This is a genomic window from Selenomonas oralis (assembly GCF_051603425.1).
Classification (GTDB): Bacteria; Bacillota; Negativicutes; order Selenomonadales; family Selenomonadaceae; genus Selenomonas; species Selenomonas sputigena_A.
Window position 1 is genome coordinate 828,143 of record NZ_CP194411.1, and the last position, 19,884, is coordinate 848,026.

At 49.3% G+C, this 19,884-nt stretch carries 17 protein-coding genes, 1 tRNA gene, 1 other RNA gene and 2 pseudogenes; 9 read left to right on the forward strand and 12 right to left on the reverse strand.

Translation table 11 applies throughout. The annotated features are described in order from the left end of the window. Positions 1-11 precede the first annotated feature (11 nt). A pseudogene (locus ACRTGH_RS03920) lies at positions 12-335 on the reverse strand (hypothetical protein); the annotation flags it as partial. Positions 336-589: 254 nt separating this feature from the next. Here ACRTGH_RS03920 and gltX point away from each other — a divergent pair. After that, complete coding sequence (gene gltX, locus ACRTGH_RS03925; protein WP_368846772.1) at positions 590-2,044, forward strand: glutamate--tRNA ligase; 1,455 nt, start codon at positions 590-592, stop codon at positions 2,042-2,044. Between the two features lie 20 nt (positions 2,045-2,064). Beyond that, positions 2,065-2,139: transfer RNA gene (locus ACRTGH_RS03930), tRNA-Glu, on the forward strand. A 69-nt stretch (positions 2,140-2,208) separates the two neighbouring features. On the opposite strand, the gene ACRTGH_RS03935 is transcribed toward ACRTGH_RS03930, so the two are convergent. Continuing rightward, positions 2,209-3,279, reverse strand: coding sequence for a glycosyltransferase family 9 protein (locus tag ACRTGH_RS03935; RefSeq protein WP_368846771.1), 1,071 nt, complete (start codon positions 3,277-3,279; stop codon positions 2,209-2,211). Between the two features lie 199 nt (positions 3,280-3,478). Here ACRTGH_RS03935 and ACRTGH_RS03940 point away from each other — a divergent pair, with 199 nt between their 5' ends. The 5 genes from ACRTGH_RS03940 to ACRTGH_RS03960 all read left to right on the forward strand — a co-directional run bounded on the left by ACRTGH_RS03940 (position 3,479) and on the right by ACRTGH_RS03960 (position 8,667). Further along, positions 3,479-4,039, forward strand: a complete 561-nt coding sequence (locus ACRTGH_RS03940) for an SWIM zinc finger family protein (protein WP_368846770.1) — start codon at positions 3,479-3,481, stop codon at positions 4,037-4,039. Beyond that, positions 3,988-6,753 carry a DEAD/DEAH box helicase gene (locus ACRTGH_RS03945; RefSeq protein WP_368846769.1) on the forward strand — a complete coding sequence of 922 codons (2,766 nt, stop codon included), beginning with the start codon at positions 3,988-3,990 and terminating at the stop codon, positions 6,751-6,753. The genes ACRTGH_RS03940 and ACRTGH_RS03945 overlap by 52 nt, the downstream gene beginning before the upstream one ends. A gap of 72 nt (positions 6,754-6,825) precedes the next feature. Continuing rightward, a complete protein-coding gene (locus ACRTGH_RS03950; protein WP_368846768.1) occupies positions 6,826-7,188 on the forward strand; it encodes a type II toxin-antitoxin system RelE/ParE family toxin in 363 nt (120 codons plus the stop codon). Continuing rightward, entirely contained in the window at positions 7,181-7,468 is a 288-nt protein-coding gene (locus tag ACRTGH_RS03955; RefSeq protein WP_368846767.1) for a helix-turn-helix domain-containing protein, read from the forward strand. Before ACRTGH_RS03950 ends, ACRTGH_RS03955 begins: the two co-directional genes overlap by 8 nt. Before the next feature lie 38 nt (positions 7,469-7,506). Beyond that, positions 7,507-8,667, forward strand: a complete 1,161-nt coding sequence (locus ACRTGH_RS03960) for a DNA polymerase IV (protein WP_368846766.1) — start codon at positions 7,507-7,509, stop codon at positions 8,665-8,667. A gap of 102 nt (positions 8,668-8,769) precedes the next feature. Here ACRTGH_RS03960 and ssrS read toward each other — a convergent pair. From ssrS to ACRTGH_RS03975, 3 genes are all read right to left on the reverse strand, one after another. Beyond that, positions 8,770-8,947: non-coding RNA, 6S RNA (gene ssrS, locus ACRTGH_RS03965), on the reverse strand. A 155-nt stretch (positions 8,948-9,102) separates the two neighbouring features. After that, positions 9,103-9,456 (reverse strand): PTS glucitol/sorbitol transporter subunit IIA, encoded by a 354-nt coding sequence (locus tag ACRTGH_RS03970; protein WP_368846765.1) that lies wholly within the window; start codon positions 9,454-9,456, stop codon positions 9,103-9,105. Positions 9,457-9,699: 243 nt separating this feature from the next. Then, complete coding sequence (locus ACRTGH_RS03975) at positions 9,700-10,764, reverse strand: restriction endonuclease (RefSeq protein WP_368846764.1); 1,065 nt, start codon at positions 10,762-10,764, stop codon at positions 9,700-9,702. A gap of 302 nt (positions 10,765-11,066) precedes the next feature. On the opposite strand from ACRTGH_RS03975, the gene ACRTGH_RS03980 reads away from it, so the two are divergent. Then, a protein-coding gene (locus tag ACRTGH_RS03980; protein ID WP_368846763.1) for an IS3 family transposase occupies positions 11,067-12,226 on the forward strand; the annotation gives its coding sequence in 2 pieces (ribosomal slippage) (positions 11,067-11,319 and positions 11,319-12,226; 1,161 coding nt in all). A 404-nt stretch (positions 12,227-12,630) separates the two neighbouring features. After that, positions 12,631-13,029 (forward strand): FxLYD domain-containing protein, encoded by a 399-nt coding sequence (locus ACRTGH_RS03985; RefSeq protein ID WP_368846762.1) that lies wholly within the window; start codon positions 12,631-12,633, stop codon positions 13,027-13,029. A gap of 114 nt (positions 13,030-13,143) precedes the next feature. Here the strand turns inward: ACRTGH_RS03985 and ACRTGH_RS03990 are convergent. The 7 genes and pseudogenes from ACRTGH_RS03990 to ACRTGH_RS04020 form a co-directional block, all read right to left on the reverse strand. Then, positions 13,144-14,158 (reverse strand): annotated as a pseudogene (locus ACRTGH_RS03990) (ISL3 family transposase); the annotation flags it as partial. Positions 14,159-14,222: 64 nt separating this feature from the next. Next, positions 14,223-15,488 carry an IS110 family RNA-guided transposase gene (locus tag ACRTGH_RS03995; RefSeq protein ID WP_368846761.1) on the reverse strand — a complete coding sequence of 422 codons (1,266 nt, stop codon included), beginning with the start codon at positions 15,486-15,488 and terminating at the stop codon, positions 14,223-14,225. 344 nt (positions 15,489-15,832) lie between these two features. Next, on the reverse strand, positions 15,833-16,117 hold the full coding sequence (locus tag ACRTGH_RS04000; RefSeq protein WP_368846760.1) for a hypothetical protein: 285 nt from the start codon (positions 16,115-16,117) through the stop codon (positions 15,833-15,835). Between the two features lie 216 nt (positions 16,118-16,333). Next, positions 16,334-16,996, reverse strand: a complete 663-nt coding sequence (locus ACRTGH_RS04005; protein WP_368846759.1) for an MAE_28990/MAE_18760 family HEPN-like nuclease — start codon at positions 16,994-16,996, stop codon at positions 16,334-16,336. Next, a complete protein-coding gene (locus tag ACRTGH_RS04010; RefSeq protein WP_368846758.1) occupies positions 16,986-18,095 on the reverse strand; it encodes a GmrSD restriction endonuclease domain-containing protein in 1,110 nt (369 codons plus the stop codon). The genes ACRTGH_RS04005 and ACRTGH_RS04010 overlap by 11 nt, the downstream gene beginning before the upstream one ends. After that, a complete protein-coding gene (locus ACRTGH_RS04015) occupies positions 18,092-19,513 on the reverse strand; it encodes an Eco57I restriction-modification methylase domain-containing protein (RefSeq protein ID WP_368846757.1) in 1,422 nt (473 codons plus the stop codon). The genes ACRTGH_RS04010 and ACRTGH_RS04015 overlap by 4 nt, the downstream gene beginning before the upstream one ends. 27 nt (positions 19,514-19,540) lie before the next feature. Beyond that, entirely contained in the window at positions 19,541-19,747 is a 207-nt protein-coding gene (locus ACRTGH_RS04020; protein WP_070496688.1) for a helix-turn-helix domain-containing protein, read from the reverse strand. Between the last annotated feature and the right edge of the window lie 137 nt (positions 19,748-19,884).

Consider the following 19,884-nt stretch of genomic DNA (forward strand, 5'->3'; position numbering starts at 1 on the left):
CCGTTTCTCGTCTACGTTGCAGCGCCCTCCTTTCCAGGGGCGGAGCAGACGCTCCCTTCTGCTTTTCGCAGTGCCAGAATCTCCGCACGCATCAAGCCGCTCGACTTCTCAATCACCTCAACAGGGACGTTCAGCGCAAGCAGAGAACGTGCCATGGCATTCACCCCTTCTGCCTCTGCCTTAAAGTAATCTGCGCGTTTGGCCAGTTCTTTATAGTTCATCTGCTCCGGATGCTCGCAGAAGAAATCCTGCATCAGACGTCCAAGCGGCGTGTCGTCACGATTTTCTCCATTGACATAGAGAATATGCGCCCCATCGCCAAAGGGGCGTTGAATTCTACTATCATAGTATGCACTACGGCGAACATTGTCAAAGCTGAACAAGAGATCGATTATGCCGCTGTAAAATATTGACGAAATGAGAGCGGCTTCCCAGCCAGGCAATGCCCTCATGCAAATTTATCCGTGCTTCCTAAATTGCAGAAATCCCGCAATACTGTTATACTCAAGGGAGCACGCAATGCAAGGCAGCCATCTGCGCCTGCATTCTTGCCGCACGCAATCATCCCAATCATTCAGGAGGAATCACATTGAGCAATCCCATACGCACGCGCTTCGCGCCGAGCCCCACGGGCTACATGCACATCGGCAACCTGAGGACGGCGCTCTACGGCTATCTCTTCGCCAAATCCCAAGGCGGCGTCTTCATCCTGCGCATCGAGGACACGGATCAGGACCGCTTCGTCGAAGGCGCGCGCGAAGTCATCAACGAAAGCCTTGCCGCAGCCCATATCATCCCCGACGAGAGCCCTGAAAAGGGCGGCGCCTTCGGTCCCTATGTACAGAGCGAACGCAAAGCCATCTACAAGGAATACGCGGAAAAACTCGTCGCCAGCGGCCACGCTTACCGCTGCTTCTGCGAAGCCAAGGGACACGATCATGCGGACGGCAAATTCGGCGGCTACGACCGTACCTGCCGCGAACTTTCAGCCGAAGCCGTCGAAAAGCATCTTGCAGCGAGCGATCCCTATGTCATCCGTCAGAAAATGCCGCTCACGGGCTCGACGACATACCGCGACCTCATCCATGGCAGCATCACCATCGAAAACAGCGAGCTCGAGGATCAGATCCTCCTCAAGCGCGACGGCATGCCGACCTACAACTTCGCCAATGTGGTCGACGACCACCTGATGGAGATCACCCACGTCATCCGCGGCAATGAATACATCACCTCCACGCCGAAACACATCCTGCTCTACGAATCCTTCGGCTGGGAGCTGCCGGAGTTCATCCATCTGCCGCCCGTCATGGGCAAGGCCGAGGACGGCACCGTATCGAAACTCTCGAAACGCCACGGTGCCGCAAGCTTCGGCCAGCTGCTCGACCTCGGCTACCTCGCCGAAGCTGTCACGAACTACGTCGCGCTCCTCGGCTGGTCGCCCAAAGACACGAACCAGGAAATCTTCACGATGGAGGAGCTCGGCCGTGCCTTCTCTCTCGACGGCATCAGCAAATCGCCCGCCATCTTCGACTACAAGAAGCTCGACTGGATGAACGGCGAATACTTCAAGGCCATGGAACCCGCGGCTTTCGCCAGGGACGCGCGTCCCTTCGCCGGCGACCTGCCGGAAGAGCTCGCCGGAAAATGGGACTATATCGCCGAGATTCTGCGCCCGCGCCTCAGCCGCTACGGCGAAATCCCCGATCAGATCCGCTTCCTCCTCGAGATGCCCGACTATGATCTCGACTGCTATACGAACAAGCGCAACAAGACGAACCCCGAAAAGGCGCTCGCGCTTCTGCCCGAAGCGCTCCCGATGCTCGAAGCCATCGAGCCGTGGGAGCCGGACGCCATCAACGCCGCCCTCGACGCCTTTGTCGAAAAGTGCGGCGAGAAGAAGGGCGCCGTCATGTGGCCCATCCGCATCGCCGTTTCCGGCCAAAAAGTAACGCCCGGCGGCGTCACCGAAGCCCTCTTCATGCTCGGCAAAAAAAATTCCTTGGAGCGGCTGAAAAAAAGCCTTGCAAAACTCGAAAACATGTAATATAATATACATGTTAACGCGGCTCCTTCGTCAAGTGGTTAAGACACCGCCCTCTCACGGCGGGTTCATGGGTTCGAATCCCATAGGAGTCACCAAGAAATTTCAGGCTGAAGCCATCCGGCTTCAGCCTTTTTGTTTTCCGTTCTTCTCAAAGCCTGCGAAACTTATTTCCGCAAACACTCGAGCACTTCCTTGAGGCGGCGCGCTGCCGCGGAGGGCTCGATGGCTGCCATGCAGGCGTTCGTGCCATGGGGACAGTGCGTTTTGCAGCACGGCGGGCAGTCGTAGGGCGTTTCGAAGAAGACGTTGTTCCCATGAAGGGGGCCGTAGATGGAGGGGCGCGTCGGTCCCCAGAGGCTCAGTGTCGGCAGACCGACGGCGGCAGCGATGTGCAAAGGGCCGGTATCGGGGGAAAAGAGAAGCGTCGCCTCCCGCATCAACGCCGCCGTCTCGATGAGGCTTGTTTCGCCGGCAATGGAAAGGGAGCGCCCCCGCTGGCTTTTTTCGAGTTCCCTTTGCGCCGCTCCGATGAAGGGCGCGTCGCTTTTTGCACCGGAGAAGACGATCTGCACATCCTCAGGCACTTCCCGCAGCGCTGCGGCGAAATTCTCGGGCGGCCACTCCTTGCTTTTCCACGTCGTGCGCAGGCTCACGAGAAGGATGGGGCGCTGCGCATCGATGCCGTGCCGCGCCCAAAACGAGGAGGCGAAACCCGCAAGCTCTTGCGGCAGATCGAGCGATATGCGCGTATCGTCGTGCGCCAGGCCGAGCGGGGCGAGCACCGAAAGGTAGCGGCGCACCTTGTGCGGCTCCTCCGTCCTCGGCGCCTTCATCGTCATGAAGAATCCTCCTCCCTCGCTGCGTTCGCGTATGCCGATCCGCATCTGCGCACCCGTAAGGCGCGCAAGAATGCCTGTCAGGAAGAGATCCTGCACGTCGAGCACGATATCGAAGCGGTGCGGCGCGAGAAGGCGCTTTGCTTCGCGCAGGAAGCGCAGGCCCGCAAGGATATTGCCGGCGGCCACCGCCCTGTCGAAGGGCCGCCTGTCCCAGACAATCAGTTCGTCGATATCAGAAAAATGCGTGAGGAGGTCTGCTGCCGGGGGGCTTGCCAGCCATGCAATCCGCGCATGCGGCAGGGCGCGGCGCATATTTCTCGCCACAGGAGTCGCATGGAGCACATCGCCGATGGAGCTCAAGCGAATGATGAGGATTCGCGCGTGGGAAAGTTCCATGTGCTCTCCTTTCCAAAACGGTCTGCCGCCGAGGCGGACCGACGAGATCTCTTCATGCAGCAGCAAGTTTACGGTAAAAAAGATTTCTGTTAGAATGAAGGGATACGGTTTCCATCATTTAAAATACGGTTCCTTTTTCTCGTATGATACTATCATACATTCCTCATACGCTCAAGCCCCAGGCAAAGGAGAGATGCCCGTGCTCAAGGATTCTTCCATACATGCGTCTGCCAACAACATGGCCTACCGCAAAGGCTGCCGCTACTTCAAGGACGGCCGCGTCACCGAGATCACGCGCCGTCCGAACACGTCCATCTACGTCGCGACGGTCGAGGGCACGAGCGATTACGAGGTGCGCGTGCGCCTCGACCCTGCGGGCGAGAACATCGAGGCCTACGACTGCACCTGTCCCGCGGCCTCGCTTTACTCCGGCGCCTGCAAGCATGTCGTCGCCCTCCTCAAAACCATCCAGTCGAGCCAGCTCGACGCAAGCCTGGACAAAGAAAGCGCCAAGCCCACGGGGCGCATTTTCGATTGCTTCGCACGGGCGGAAAAGCGCGCCCATCTTGCAGAAGAAGGGCGCCGTGCCCCCGCCGCCCTCAGGGAATCTCCCCCATCTTCATCGAGCCGCATTTCTTCTTTGAGCGCGAATACAATCGCCCGACATGCTGGCTTGAATTCCGCCTCGGGCGCGAACGGCTCTACGTCATGCGCAGCATACAGGATTTTCTCCTCTCGTTCCGCGCGGGCTATCCCATAGAATTCGGCAAGAATCTGACCGTCGATCCAAAGGCTGCGACCTTCGCCGCCGGACTTTCCGCCGCCCTTTGGCATTTTCTGCTCGATGTCTGGAAAGACGAGGAAAGCAGTCTCTACTCCAGCAGCTATTTTCGCGGTACCGGCGGCGGCAGCCGCATCTTTGACGCCAAACGCCTCAAGCTCTCGCCGAGCCTGCTCGAACGCTTCTTCTCCCTCATGGGGGAGCATGCATTCCTCGCCGCTGCCGACGGAAAAAAAGAACGCAGCGTCACGGTGCAGGACGGCACGCCTCCCATCCGCCTCGAAGTCCTGGACCGGAACGGCACAGGACGTCTCGTGCTCGCCACCGACGACGTGCACATGCTCGACGGCGACGGACGCTTCGTGCTGCTCGACGACACGGTCTACCGCGTGCCGCCCGCCCTTACCGCGAGCCTCAAGCCGACGATGGAAGCCTTCGGCAGCTCGCGCAGCCTTTCCATCGCCGCACAGGACATGCCGGCTTTTTTCGGCAGGATCCTGCCCGAGCTGGAAAAAGTCGCCGAGGTGCATGTCGCCGCCAGCTTCGCCGAACGCTACGAAATCATGCCGCTTTCCGCCGCTGTCTATATCGACTACTATAAGGACGGCCTCGCTGCGCGGCTCGAATTTCGCTACGAGGACGTGCAGTTCAACCCCGTCAAGGATCCCGCGCCGCACCATACGGCGAGCGGGCGTCAGCTCATCCGCGACGCGGCGGCGGAAAAAAATATCCGCGCCTTCTTCGATGCCTATGACTTCTTCGTCGAAGACGCCTCGCTCGTGCAGCCCGACGAAGAGCAGAGCTTCCTCTTCCTCGACGAAGCGCTGCCAGAGCTTTCGCGCATCACCGACATCTACTATGCCGACGCCTTCCACGAAAAACCCGTGCGCCGTCTGCCGCCCGTGACGGTCGGCATTTCCGTCAGTGAAGAAAATCTGCTCGACGTCTCGCTCGGCGCCGGCAGCTTCGACTTCGCCGAGCTCATAGCCGTGCTGCACTCGTACCGCGAGAAGCGCCTCTACCATCGCCTCAAGGACGGAACCTTCGTAACGCTGGCCGACCAGCAGCTACAGGGACTTTCCGATTTCATCGAGAGCGTCGGCATCAAAAAGGACAAGGATGCGGCAAAGATTTCCCTGCCTCTCCGGCAGGCGCTCTACCTCGACGCGCTCGCCAAGGAAGAAAAAGGCATCCGCCTCGAACGCAGCAAACGCTTCAAAAACATCGTGCGCGACATCAAGAATCCCGTCGATGCCGACATCGAGCCGCCCGCCGAACTCAAAGGCATACTGCGCGACTACCAGCAGACAGGTTTCGCCTGGCTCTCGATGCTCGCCGCCTACCGTCTGGGCGGGATTCTCGCCGACGACATGGGGCTCGGCAAGACGCTGCAAGTCATCGCCTTCCTGCTCGCACACCGCGCACAAGACAGGCCGCCCGCCCTCGTCGTCGCACCGACATCCCTGATGTACAACTGGCTCGATGAAATAGAAAAATTCGCGCCCGGCCTCCGAGCCGCCGTCATTGCAGGCACAAAGCAGGAGCGTGAAGCGGCGTTCGCCCGCGCCCTCGGACGGACAGGCGAAGCGCCCGCCGACGCCGTCATCACGACGTACAACATGCTCAAACGAGACCTCGAACTCTACGAAAAAGAGCGCTTCAGCCATATCTTCCTCGACGAAGCGCAGCAGATCAAAAATCCCACGACGCAGGCAGCCAAGGCCGTCAAAAGCCTCCGGGCGGACGCCTCCTTCGCGCTGACCGGCACCCCCATCGAAAACACCCTGACGGAGCTTTGGTCCATCTTCGACTTCCTGATGCCGGGCTACCTGCGAAGCCGCACGATGTTCCGCTCCCGCTTCGAGATGCCCATCGTGCGTGCCAAGGATCCACACGCCAGCGCCGACCTCATCCGCTACATCTCCCCCTTCATCCTGCGCCGCATGAAAAAAGACGTCCTCGACGAACTGCCCGACAAAGTCGAGCGCAAGATGACAAACGAAATGACCGAAGAGCAGCAGAAAGTCTATGCCGCCTGGTTCGTGCAGGCCAAGAAAGAATTTGCCGCCGAGCTCAAGGCGCATGGCTTCGGCGAAATCCGCATGAAAATCCTCGCCATCCTAACGCGCCTCCGGCAGATCGCCTGCGACCCCTCGCTCTTCCTCGAAGATTATACAGGCGGCTCGGGCAAGCTCGATCTGCTCGAAGAAGTCGTCGCCGACGCCGTCGAGGCAGGGCACCGCATCCTCATCTTCTCCCAGTTCACGACCATGCTCGCCCACATCGCCCAGCGCCTCGACGCCATGCAGCTCAGCTACGCCTATCTCGACGGCTCGACGCCCGCCTTAGAACGCATCCGCCGCGTGCGCGACTTCAACACAGGCATGGAACCCGTCTTCCTCATCTCCCTGAAAGCCGGCGGCACCGGGCTGAACCTCACGGGCGCCGACATGGTCATCCATTACGACCCGTGGTGGAATCCCGCCGTCGAAGATCAAGCCACCGACCGCGCCTATCGCATCGGCCAAAAGAACAACGTCCAAGTCCTGAAATTCATCACGAAAAACACGATCGAAGAAAAAATTTACGCCCTCCAGGAAAAAAAGAAAGCTCTCATCGACCAGATGATACAACCCGGGGAAAATTTCCTGGCCAAGCTGTCGGAAGAGGAAATCACGGATTTGTTCCGCTGAAAGCAAGGAAAAGAAAATACCGGCTTGCCCTCCGATAACTTTTAAGGCATAATTATAAAAGGGAGCGCATATATGCACCCCATATATTTTTACCGCGACAAGAATGGAAAGCGTCCCCTTGCCGAATACCTTGCGGCTCTTGCCCAAAAAGGCGACAAAAACAGCCGCATCAAGCTGAGCAAGATCCGCGCCTACATGAAAATTCTCAGCATCTACGGCACGCAGGCCGGAGAACCGTATATCAAGCATATCGACGGCGACATCTGGGAACTGCGGCCCATTCGTGATCGTATCCTGTTTGCGGCATGGTACCAAGGCGGCTTCGTCCTGCTCCATCATTTTTTGAAAAAAACACAGAAAACACCGAAACGTGAAATCGAAACAGCAAAAAGAAACCTTGCCGACCTTATGGAAAGGAGCGTTGATTATGAATAAAAACAGTGCCGTCGGGGAAGATGCAATCGCTTATATCGAATCTCTCATGACCCCCGAGGAAATCGCCGAGAGCAACCTGCGCGTCGCCTTGATCGGCGAATTGATAAAGGCTCGCCGGGAGCGCGGCCTTACGCAAAAGCAGCTGGAGGAACTGAGCGGCGTGAAGCAGCCGGTCATCGCCCGCATGGAGCGCGGCACGACAAGCCCGAACATCGCCACCGTCATGAAGCTCCTCGCCCCCTTGGGCAAGACGCTCGCCATCGTCCCCATGGAGCGGTGACCTCTCCGTACCCCGAACCATGCCACGGAGGTGTGACCATGCAGCGCACGATTTTTCATATCGATATGGACGCCTTTTTCGCCGCCATCGAGCAGCGCGAGCATCCGGAGTACCGGGGACGGCCCGTCATCGTCGGCGGGCTTTCTGCACGCGGCGTTGTTTCCACTGCCTCCTATGAAGCACGTCGTTTCGGCGTCCACTCCGCCATGCCGATGGCAACGGCACGGAGACGCTGCCCCGACGGCATCTTCGTGCCGGGAAACCACGCGCTCTACAGCGCCGTTTCCGCCGACATCTTCGCCATCTTCGCACGCTATTCGCCGCTCGTTGAGCCGCTTTCCATCGACGAAGCCTTCCTCGACATGACCGGCATGGAGCTGCTCGCTACCTCGCCGCGCGCCCTCGCCGAAAAACTCAAGGCGGAAATCCGGGAAAAAACCGGCCTCGTCGCCTCCGTCGGCATCGCACCGAACAAGTTCCTCGCCAAACTCGCAAGCGATCTCGAAAAACCCGACGGCCTCGTCGAGATCCGCGCGGAAAACGCCGTCGCCCGCCTCTCCCCGCTTCCGCTGCGCCGCCTTTGGGGCGTCGGCAGACGCACGGAGGAGAAGCTGCAGGCGCTCGGCCTCAAAACCATCGGCGATCTGCAAAAAATGGACGAGCGCCGCCTCGCGCGCGCCATCGGGCAAAAAGCCGCCCGCGCACTCAGGGAACTCTCCTTCGGGCGCGACGAGCGGCCTGTCGAGAGCGGACGCGAAGCAAAATCCATCGGCAAGGAAACGACCTTCGAAAAAGATATCGAAAGCCCCGAAGAAGCCGAACGCGCCCTCCTCGCCCTTGCCGAAAAAGTCGGCTGGCGCCTGCGCCTTGCCGGGGCGGCAGCACGCACCATCCAGCTCAAACTCCGGCGCAGCGACTTTTCCACCGTCACGCGCAGCCGCACCCTGCCCGAAGCCACCTGCCACGACGGCCCCATCTTCTACACAGCGCGCGGCCTTTTCCGCGAACTCGGCATAAAGAGCGGCATCCGCCTCCTCGGCATCACCGCGGAAAATTTTGAAAAAGACGCCCTACCCTCCCTCTTTGTCGACGAAAAAAAAGAGCGCCTCTACGGCGCCATCGATGCATTAAAAAAGCGCTTTGGCGAAAACATCATCACCAAAGCACCGCTCGTGCAAAAAAAGGATAAAAAAGAGTGAAGCCTGTAAAGCATCCGGCTTGCATAAGGGGCTGCTTTACAGACATCACACAAGCGAAAAGAGACCACCAGCCATGAACCTTCTAGCGACCCCTTTTCAAAGCAGATGTCCAAAATGTCGTTCGCTTCATATGTCTAAAACCTGCGACTCGCAGGTGGGTACCTCGAGCCTTGCTTCTGCTATTCGCTCAAGACGATCCAGCATCCACAAGCCTATCCCGGTTCCCTTAGAAAACTGTAGGTTAGACATAAAGTAAAGCTCGCGTGCATTTCAGGCGGCTTCTGCTTTGACCATATCATAGCATAACCTATGCGCCTGTGCAAGACTTGACAAATCAATTTCCAATGAAATATTTTCCGCAGTCGATTTCCTCAAACGAAAAGGGAACGTCCGGCGCATTCGTTCTGCGCAGACCTTCCCTTTTTGCTCCTGCGTTTATTCAAAGATGATCTTGTCGCCGACATTGAGGCGCGGCGGCAGATTTCCCTTGACGATGATCTGTCCGGGCATCGAGCCTTCCGCGTTGATGACGATGGTGCAATGCCCCTCCTTGCGCAGGTTATCGTTTGCCGCATCGCCGACGGATACGACCTTGAATTTGCGTTTTGCGCCCATGATGAGCGTATCGCCTGTCTTGATATCTTCCGTAAGCTCGCCGGCTGTATGCTCGACGACCATTTCCGAAAGATTCGGGCGTACGCCTTCATCAAGCAGGATGATGCTCGAGCTGTTTTCCAGGAAGTTATGGGCCAGACTTCCAATATTCGTGATCGTAACATCGTATTTCATATCCCCGTCTCCTTCTCCGCGCCCTATGGTTACTGCACTCAATTATATTATAACACAAAATTATCCAAATAGCGACCCGCCCCTCTGCAGAGCTATGTGTCAACTGCAAGGATGTCAACTTGCCGGATCCTCCTGTGCAGCGGCATTGTTCTTCTTCGCATAATTCCGAATCCCAGTCTGCAGCCCCATGGCCTTAGTTTAACGGAACTCCGTCCAAAGGAACAGGCACAGCTCGATGCACACTCACTTCATCACACGATGGAGCAGCGTCTGAAAATCATTCACATGCTCGTAGATCACGCAGTCACTGTGCAGTTTTTCAAAGAGCTTCTTCGCACACGCGATTTTTGCCGCCTCAATCGGGCGAAGCTGGAGCGAGGAGAGCGTTCCCTTCGTTTCTGCGACGAAGTAGATGTGACGCACTTTCCCCTCGCGAAACACGATCGCCCAATCCGGCGCATAGTTACCAACCGGCGTCGGGATGGCGAACCCGCGCGGCAGCTTCGCGTAGATCAGCACCTCGTCCCTGCCGTCGAGATCCTGGGCAAATTTCCTCTCCACATTGCCGTCCGTGAACACGTAGTTCTGAATCGCCTTCTCCGCCTCGTATGCCTCGGCGTAGGGACGCTTCTCCGTCGCAAAGATACTCGAATCGTAGCTGCCCTCAATCGTATCGTATTCGATATGATCGACGATGCGCGTCGCCTTCTGCTCGAGAATGAGCCGCGTCACCGTGCGGATGAACTCCTCGGGGTTGTCACGGTAGTTCGCAAATGCCTCGGCCTTGATGCCCTGCAAAATCGCTGCCGCCGTCCGCCGCGTGAGCGTTGTTCCCGCCGCAATACGACCGATCAGATCATAGGTCACCGTGCTTCCCTGTGCGCGTTTCAGCGTGCTCGTCCGACTCTTGCCGTAGGTAAAGCTCTTGCCATCCGCCACCATGCCCACATCCAGATCGGTCTGCTGACCGCCATAGGTAATCGTATATTGGAGACGGCTGACGCTCAGCTCCGCGTTGATATGGTCGATGGCAGTCCGCACGAGTTCGCTGGAGTCAAAGGAAACCGTATAGGCGTACTTGTGATTGATCCTCTTCCAAAGTTTTTGGAACTCTGTCCGATGGAACCGCTCATTCAGCTTATTCTCCGGTATCTTCGTCGCCCCCGCGTCCGCGATCATCGTGCGCAGCACACTCTCGTCATAAATTGCCTGCACGAGACGATGCACGCCCTCCGCCAGCGGCGCGAGCGTCTCAGGCAGAGGCGCGAGCATCCCCGCTGCAAGAGCTGTACGATAAGCCTCCGTCACATGGTCATCATCGTCGATGTAGTCATGACGCAGGAGATATTTATAAAAAGCTAAATGCTAGACAAACCCTATCGAAGAGTTAGACAACCGTTGAAAACTAATGTTTTTATGATGCTTCGGATGCTTATGGAATCCATTCGCAATGAGCCGTTTATCAAGGATCAGCTTTTTCTCGTTTGGGTGTGAACCGTTCCCGATACTGCTTTGGAGTAAGGTATCCAAGGGCGTATGCGTGTTGTGGTAAACTAAAGTTGTAACAGGAATATCTAATGGGAAACACCGAATGAAAGGGGATTCGATTCTTGTCACAACAACATTATGAACCAGAATTTAAACAACAGATCGTCCGACTTCATATCGAAGAGGGACGCACATACCGAAGCTTGACGGCAGAGTATGGAGTTTCAAAAGCAAGCATCTGCAAATGGTGCAAAGAATTCAGCGAAGAATGCCAAGAAAACGCCTCAAAAAATCCAACCGCCCAAAATGATCTGGAGCTCATGAAGGAGAATCGTCGTTTGCGCGAAGAACTTGCAGAAGCACGAAAAGAAAATCTTTTCCTAAAAAAAGCGGCGGCATTCTTCGCAAAGGGAATCGACTAGAGGCATATCGATTCATAGACGAACATCAGAATCTATTTGGCATTCGGTGGTTGCTGCGGCGGTTGGGAATGTATCCGAATGCTTATTACAACTACCGAAAACACAGACGAGCAAAGGAGGCTGCCCGAAAACAGACCATCCTTCGTCAAATTCAAGCCATATACCATGAAACCAACGGCGTTGCCGGCTATCGCAGGATGCAAATTCATTTGGCGCGCAAGGGCATTCATCTTTCAGCTCTGACGGTTCATAAGTACATGAACACAGAACTGGGATTGCGCTCTATTGTGCGGCAAAAAGCTCCGAGATATCAAGGCGGCACAGAGCATAAGAAGTTTGAGAATCTGCTCAAGCAAGATTTTACGGCAACACAAATCAATCAGAAATGGGCAACAGATTTCACCTATTTATTTCTCAAAGGAGGCGATGTCCGATACAACTGTACGATTATTGATCTGTATGATCGCAGCGTTGTTGCAAGTTTGACGGATCGTCGTATAACGAGCGATTTAGCAATCCGAACGCTTGGCAAAGCACTCAGCAGTCAACGAAAGAGCAGCAACGGGCTGATTCTTCATAGCGTTCAGGGCAGCCCGTACACATCGAAGGCGTTCACCGACTTTTGCGAGGAACACGATCTGACGCAAAGCCTGAGCAAGGCTGGATGCCCGTATGATAACGCTCCTATGGAGCGCTATTTCAATACGCTGAAGAACGAAGAAATTTATCTTCATGAATATCGAGATGAGGAATCTCTCTATCGCGCAGTGGAGCATTTTGCTTATACCACATACAACCATGTACGACCGCATTCTTATAACGGCTATCGTACGCCATTCGAAGCGAGGTATTCGACATAAGTTTATTGGACACTCGTGTTACAAAAACGCTTGACCACAACATTTTGTATCTATTTTTTTGGGGGGGATTTTTTGTTGACAATATATATATATATATATAATTTTGTATATCGCTCATAAAAGTAAAAGGAAGGAAGAGTTCTATGGCGGGAAAAATGTGTATGAAATGTGGAAAACAAACACTTTGGAACAAGGGAAACAAGTTGGTATGTTCCAATTGTGGCTTAACCGTAAACCTTCCGTCTAATGACGGTAAAGGAGGCAAAGGACAAAAATGTCCATCATGTGGAAAATTTACATGGTTTAATAATCGTTGTAATAGCTGTGGAGCAAATACAAAATAACTTTTCTATACCATTAAGAAGTAAGTTGCATTGATTAGTAGGTGGGAGGAGTTTTGTGCAATGGGTTTGTTTGATGTTTTGAAAAGTGTTGCTGAAAGTGCACAGAGATATGCTGAAAGCCCTGCTGGTCAGAGAATGATGGAACGGGCTGCACAAGCTAAAGCAGAGAAAGAAAGACGAATGCAAGATCGTGGCTTGCAATGCAAAATAAATCGACTGTCTGGCACTGATGCTTCTGCAGTATGCAATGGAACTATAAAAAATGTTGGTACACATACATATTTCAATATAGAAGTGGAAATAGTTTATAAAAATAGAAACGGTGCTGTGGTTGACAGAAAACAAGAAAAGATTCGGGACAGAATTCCTCCAGGAGAATCAAGGACGTTTGACTCATTCAGCTCTGCGTTCAATGTTCAATCTGCATCAGCTTCAGTTAAGCAATATCAAGTAATATAAACAATTTTATCACTTGTTCGATAGTTGATAACTCAGGCTCCTCGCTGTTTGATATGGGTAGGCGAAAGGAACGAATGTTCTTTACATCCATGCAGTCTTCTACCAATGGACAAATTATGGGATCTGGATGTTGAGATTCAGCTTGCCGCATCCTAGATAGATCATGGTCTTGAAATATTCATCATTCCTGAACCCTCGGGCGCGACGCTTGATGTTTTGTATGATGCTGTTCATCCCTTCCAGAATGGCGTTCGTATAGGGGTGCTCGAAGTAGTGCAGGATCTCGCTCCAATGATTGCGAATCGTGCCGCAAAACCTCTTCATGGGTTCCAGCCTTGCGTGCATCATCCAGCTGCAGAGCTTTTTCAAACGCTGTTCCGCCTCGTCTCGATGGACGGATTGCTCGTAGATTTCCTGCAATTCGATGCGCATAGCACAGGCACGCGCTGTCTTTAAATGCTTCTTCTGGAGCGTTTCCTTTTTCTCTCGCTGTTTTTCCGTCAGATTGGCATCATTCTTCAACCACAGATACTTGGAGTTCTTCAACAAGACGTTCTCCTTGGCTTCCATTTTGCGAACCTTGTCCACGGCTTCGTTGGCATGTTTGATTACATGGAACTTGTCGATGATAGTCTGACTGTTCTCGAAGGATTCCTGAATCCCCTTGCGAAACCGAGCGACATGTCGCAGATGATGAGACCGACTCTTTCCGTATTGCCTCGGTGGGCTTCAAAGTCGGCAGCGAACCGCCGGACAGTTGCAAAATCCTTGCCATCGGTCACGAAGATGACTTTGCGCTGGGAAAGGTCGGCGACGACCGTGATGTAGTTATGCCCCTTCTTGCTGGTTTCATCCATGCCGATGGCGGTGACTTCGGAATAGTCCTCCAACGCGCGAGCCTTGTCCACATAATGATGGATGAATCTCCATAGTCTCGTGTAATGCTCTCCGACCATACGAGCAATGACGGCTACGGGCAGATGTTTGGCACCTCTATGACCCAGCTCTCAAAGAGAAGCGTGAAACCTGATCCCTCGCGTGCCCAAGGCACCTGTACGGTCTTCACGCCATGTTTTTCGCATTGTATGCGAGGGAGATCGGCATGTATGTAGGTTTTAGCGTGAAAATATCAGGAGGTGGATTATATCAAAAAAGACCGACCTTAACACACCTATTAAGGCTCGTTTTTTGAATTATGCACATGTTGGAGCAACAAAAGTTTCGGTCAAAATCCCCTGTTGCTTCAGGAGATGAATGGCGTTCTGTATCTTGCGTGACCGATGCTTTTCCTTTAACTCCTCAGGCATATCGATCTGCCGAAGATCAGTGGGGCAGAACACTTCTCCGGTTTTGAACATATGGTAGATCGCTGTCAATATCATGCGTGCAATGGCGATGATGGCTCTTTTCTTGCCACGGCGACGCGCGATATTTTCATACTTGACTTTGTAGTAGGGCTGGCTGGTGCATTTCACGGCTGCATGAGCCACCTGCACAAGCATCGGCTTGATGTATACCCCTGCACGGGTAATCCGAACCGACTTCTTCTTACCGGCGGATTGATTGTTTCCGGGAGTCAGGCCGGCCCAACTGCAAAGCCTCTTGGAAGAACCGAACTGCGTCATATCCGTGCCGATCTCAGAAAGAATCGTTCGGGCGGATTCACGGCTCATGCCCGGGATTGTACAAAAGAGACGAATGGCCGCAGCGTAGGGTGCAGTCATCTGATCAAGTTTTTCGTCGAGAGCCTGTATTGCAGCATTCAAGTATTCCATATGCTGACGTATCTGCAGCATTCGAAACTTCTGCTCCTCTGTGAGTTGAAACCCTTCGATGGATTCAACGACAGCAACAGCTTTCTTTTTGAGAGTGCGATGGAGCAGGGTCGAACAATGCTGCGCCATTGGTTCTTTGTCCGTCAGCAAATACTTGGTGATTCGCTGAGCAGATGTCCCGAACATATCGGAAACGACGGAATCCAAGGCGATGTTGCAGACAGTGAAGCCGTTTTGGAAGCGGTTCTTCTCGCTGCTGCGCATGTTGGTGAGCTTAGAGCGGTAGCGCGTAAATTCACGCAGTATGCGTATGTCTTTGCTGGGGATGAAGCTGCCTTTGACAAGACCGAAGCAGAACAGCTCGGCGATCCACTTGGAATCTTTGGCATCGTCTTTGTGTCCTTTCACCGCCCGCACCCATTTCGGGTTGGCAATTACAACGCGCATTTCCGGTTCCAGTACATTGAGGACGGGAACCCAGTATTTGCCGGTGGATTCCATACAAACGTCATAACAGCCATTTTCGATGAGCCAATTTTTGAGCCTTTGAAGATTTTTGTTGAACGTGGAGAAGCGTTCCTTTTTGTAAGAGAGTGTCTGCATCTTGGTTACGGATATGATCGTGGCAACGAGAAAGCTTTTGTGAACATCGATGCCACAGCAGATGGGGCAAACGACTTTCATGTTGACAATCCTCCTCTCATGGTTGAGGAGAGACATTGCCTGTCTATGCCAAGCAAAACGATAAGTCTATGCCAATGATTAGCGTACGGTCTGAAAGATCCACTTATTTGTGCTTGAGCGGCAGGACTTGCACCGTTTACCATACTGACTTGAATCGAGAGAGTTGACAATCCTCAACTCGCTTCCCCGTGCTTTGTAGGGTATCTCTCCTCTCAAGAAGATTATACCAAACAAGGGCGTGTCGCACCTTTGTTTTCATCTCTATTTGTGCCGTCTGCGACAGCGGCGGAATGGAATTTACCATGAAGCCCCAAGAGGTCAAGCCGAAGGTGCAGACCGATTGGCTAGGCTTCTGTAAGGGCGGCGCACAATGTCCACAAAGTGGACGTTTGTGCGTGTAGTTTATACTGGAAGAAGTTGAGATGACGCCAAATTCTCGGTGCTGTGTCGTAAGCAGGAAAGCTTTTGCCGCAATGGTCTTGCGGGCAGGGAAACTTCCCTCCGCGTTGGAAGGCGATATGAATATGCAGTTCCATGGATGCATCTTCTGTGGGCTTGAATTCCACTTGAGATATGCGCCAAGGGTGCGGGAGGTTCAAAGCAACGGCAAACAAGCTTCCTGTATCCATGGATAAAACCGCCTTTCTGTGTCTGTCTTCCATGGATATAATTCTATCGGAATGAAACGCGCTTTTCAAGCGTTACCCACAGTAAACAGCGAAAGGCAAAAAAAAGAATACCCTAATGCAAGAGTATTCTTCTGCAAAATCCGATATGAAAGAACTATATCAAATCAGAAAAAATTATGAGAAATATATGGGTAAGGAGATGGAGAGATAGCTTTATTAAATTCTATATTCTTCATTTCTAGCTGCCTCTTTAATGTTTTGTGCAAAATTATTTATTAGTTCAACAATAGTTTCATGGAGATCTATATAATCATTTGCATTTGAAATTCCATCCAGCGTCTCTAACCTCTCTCCGTGTGCTATTTTATTTCTATTTCCCAATAATCTCTGATCAACCAGCATTTTTTTAAGCATATATGGATTATTATCTATACCTATTGTAGCAGCAATTTCCTTAAATATATCCATTTTAAGATTACTATCTGTTTTAATTATATTTTTACATGGAATACGAGAACATTCTTCTTTTTTAGCATAAATTTCATCTATCAATTTATTATGAATAGATGCTTTTTTTGTATCTTCAAATTCATCTAATGAATGCTTCATTGCAATAGCTAAAAAATTGTTCTTTAGTTCTCCATATTTTAAATTCAACCCTGCAACATATACCAAATAATATTCCGCTATTGACTTAACAGCACCTTCCCAATGTGCATATAGCATAGCGATACCTGATCTTATAGCCCTAGATTGTTCACTTTTTTCTTTCGTTTTAGATGACTCAACATCAACTTTTATTGATGTTAGTTCTTTTTTTCTCCATGCCAATTCATCATCTATTTTCTCTTCTAAACTAGTTAAATCTTTAATCTTCATTTCTGAAAAACTCTTTTCCTAAAAGTGTTAAATCTTTAAATCGAGGTACAGCTCTTGCTCCTTTTTTTGTGCTTTCAATATACATATCAGTATCATAAAACTTTCTTATTCTGTCTACCAAAGACTCTGGTTCATTTTTTTCTATATAATCAATATTCATGTAAATGCCTGATGCAATACCCTGAAATGCCGATACTAAAAATGCTCCCTTATGTTTATCCTCAGTATATTTTTTAAATGAATCTTCTCCTAACAATTCGTTTAATAGCTTAAAAGTTCTGTTAAATCTATCTTCTATAATTTCATAGTCTTCTTCCTTAATAGTTTCAAGAATTTTAATAGTTTCTCTATCCAATAATTCTCCTAAATCATTGTAATTTGATGTATCATCCGAATTCATTTTAACTGCAATTAGAAGGCGTAAAATCAATTCTAACTTAAATTGTTCATCTTCTTTTCTATCAGTTATAGTTACACATTCATTAAAGTCATTATTTTTCGCCAATTTATCCAAAAATGCATAGAAATCTCTATTTGTCATTATCATCAAACAATTTCTAACTTCTTGATCTGATAACTTTGACCCGCCTGTATTCAATCTTTGGAAAAGCTCGTATTTCGTATTTGGATCACTTTCCTTCTTTACAATTATCACATCAATTCTTGCTCTTTTAAAAGCTAGTTGTTGCTCCTTTGTAAATGATTTTTCTGAATTACTAGGATTGTTCCACATCATGCCATCGAATGAAGGTAAATAATCTGTCTTCTGTAGTACTAATGGTTCTACTTCTTTATTATTTTCATCTTTAAATATCCCTACAAATTGAAAAATTGTAGATAATCGCTGAACACCATCAATTACATCCCAAACCCCTTCATCATTTTGACTTACAAAAATAGATGGTATAGGGATATTTAACATTATTGATTCTATCAATCTTGTTTTCTGAGATTCACTCCATCTAAATACCCTTTGAAATTCTGGATGTATATCCATTTCTCCATCTCTATATATATTTATTAGTTCTCCAATAGACATTTGATAGGCATCTCTAAATATTTTACTTGAACGTTCACTTATTTCATCTTGTAAACTCATTTTATCCTCCATTTGCTAATATCAAAATTTTTTATATCATTTGCTGTTATTCTTAAAGAAGACCCACTTACGTAAATCCCTATTCTTTTTACATACTCAAAAAACTCATCACTTTCAAGTATTTCCTTGGCTAAAGATAAATCCAAATTAGCTTTAGGTACAATATATATTCCAGAGTACGGTATAGTATTTTCGTCTAGTTCATAAACATTAACTCCATTTGTGACAATGAATGACATCAATAATTTTCGCTGATTTAAATTATCTATAGCCTGCGAACGACCATATTCAAACCACTTACTTGATTTATCTGAATCTCTAGACTCCAATTTATCTCTAAACTTTTCAAGGTGTTTTATGATTCCAGGATACTGTTTATCCATAGTTTCTGTTTCGATTTTTATTAATCCTGCATTTCCAAATTTATAGGGGAAAATTATTAATTCGTCTACATTCCTACTTAGTGACCTAGGACTTGCAGCTATCTTAACGAGTTCTTTCTCAATAAGAATATTGTCAACCAAGAAATATTCATCTTCTTCCTCGTAATTCTTAATTACAAATGCTTCATTTAATAAAGTAGCGACACTTGTAGCCGCCAGAAAGTAATCCGAAAACAAAACTCCCCCATCATTACAATCATTATTAAAAATCCACTTATCATTTAAATTTGTTTTATCTATCAACAATGTTTTTTTATTGCTTATATCGTAATACTTGATATTAGAATATTTATTTGCAAATTCACAAACAATTATAGATGATGAAGTAAGTACATTCTTAAATATTTTTTCTGTTGTATAATCAAATATTTTTGTTATTTTATCTAATAAAATATTTCTCAAATCTTTAGCAAATACATTTTTAAAAATATTAGTAGGCATTAAATATGCCATTTTACCGTTTTTACCTAAATGTTTTAAGCTCATTTCTATAAACGGATAACAATAATCAAATTTTCCCTTTTTACATGAAGCAAAATTTTGTCTAATAAATCTTCGATTTTCTTCATCAATATTTGTATAAGATATATAAGGAGGATTACCAACTATGAAATCAAACGATGATTTTATTTCTAAAGATAAAAAATCATCGTTTACAATATTCCACTCAACATCATTTAATCCATATGATTTAGCAACTATGTCAAGATTTTTTTTACAATTTTCAAAATTTATCTTGTCATACTCTACAGCAAAAAAATCACGTTTAAGCCCATCTATAATATCATCATCAGCAATGCAACATTTCTTACAATCTTCAATATATCTCTTTATTGCCTCACATAAAATTTGTCCATCCCCACAAGAATTTTCTAAGAATTTTTTTCCATATAAATCAACTGTATAACCGACTTCATCAAGCATTTTTTTTACAATATAAGTCGGTGTAAACACATGACATTTTTCATTAACCATAAAATTACCTTCTTTTTCCCTTATTTTTCATTTCTCTTCAATGCACTCCATAATATCTGATATATCACATTGTAGAAACTCACATATTTTTATTAACACATCGGTAGTTACATTTTCATCTTTCTTTAACTTATAAAATGTACTTCTACTAATCCCTGTTTTATCAATTAAGTCTTTGTGTTTTATATCTCTATCAATCAATAATTTCCATAATTTTTTATAGCTAAATTTCATTATAAACCCCTCGATATCATTCAAATTCATAGCTTGTAGTTTATTATATCATACTTTAGTTCAAATTTATATACTATTCTGTTGACACAAGCTGTATAATAGTATACTCAAACTTCGCAGATGAATAATCTGCTGTA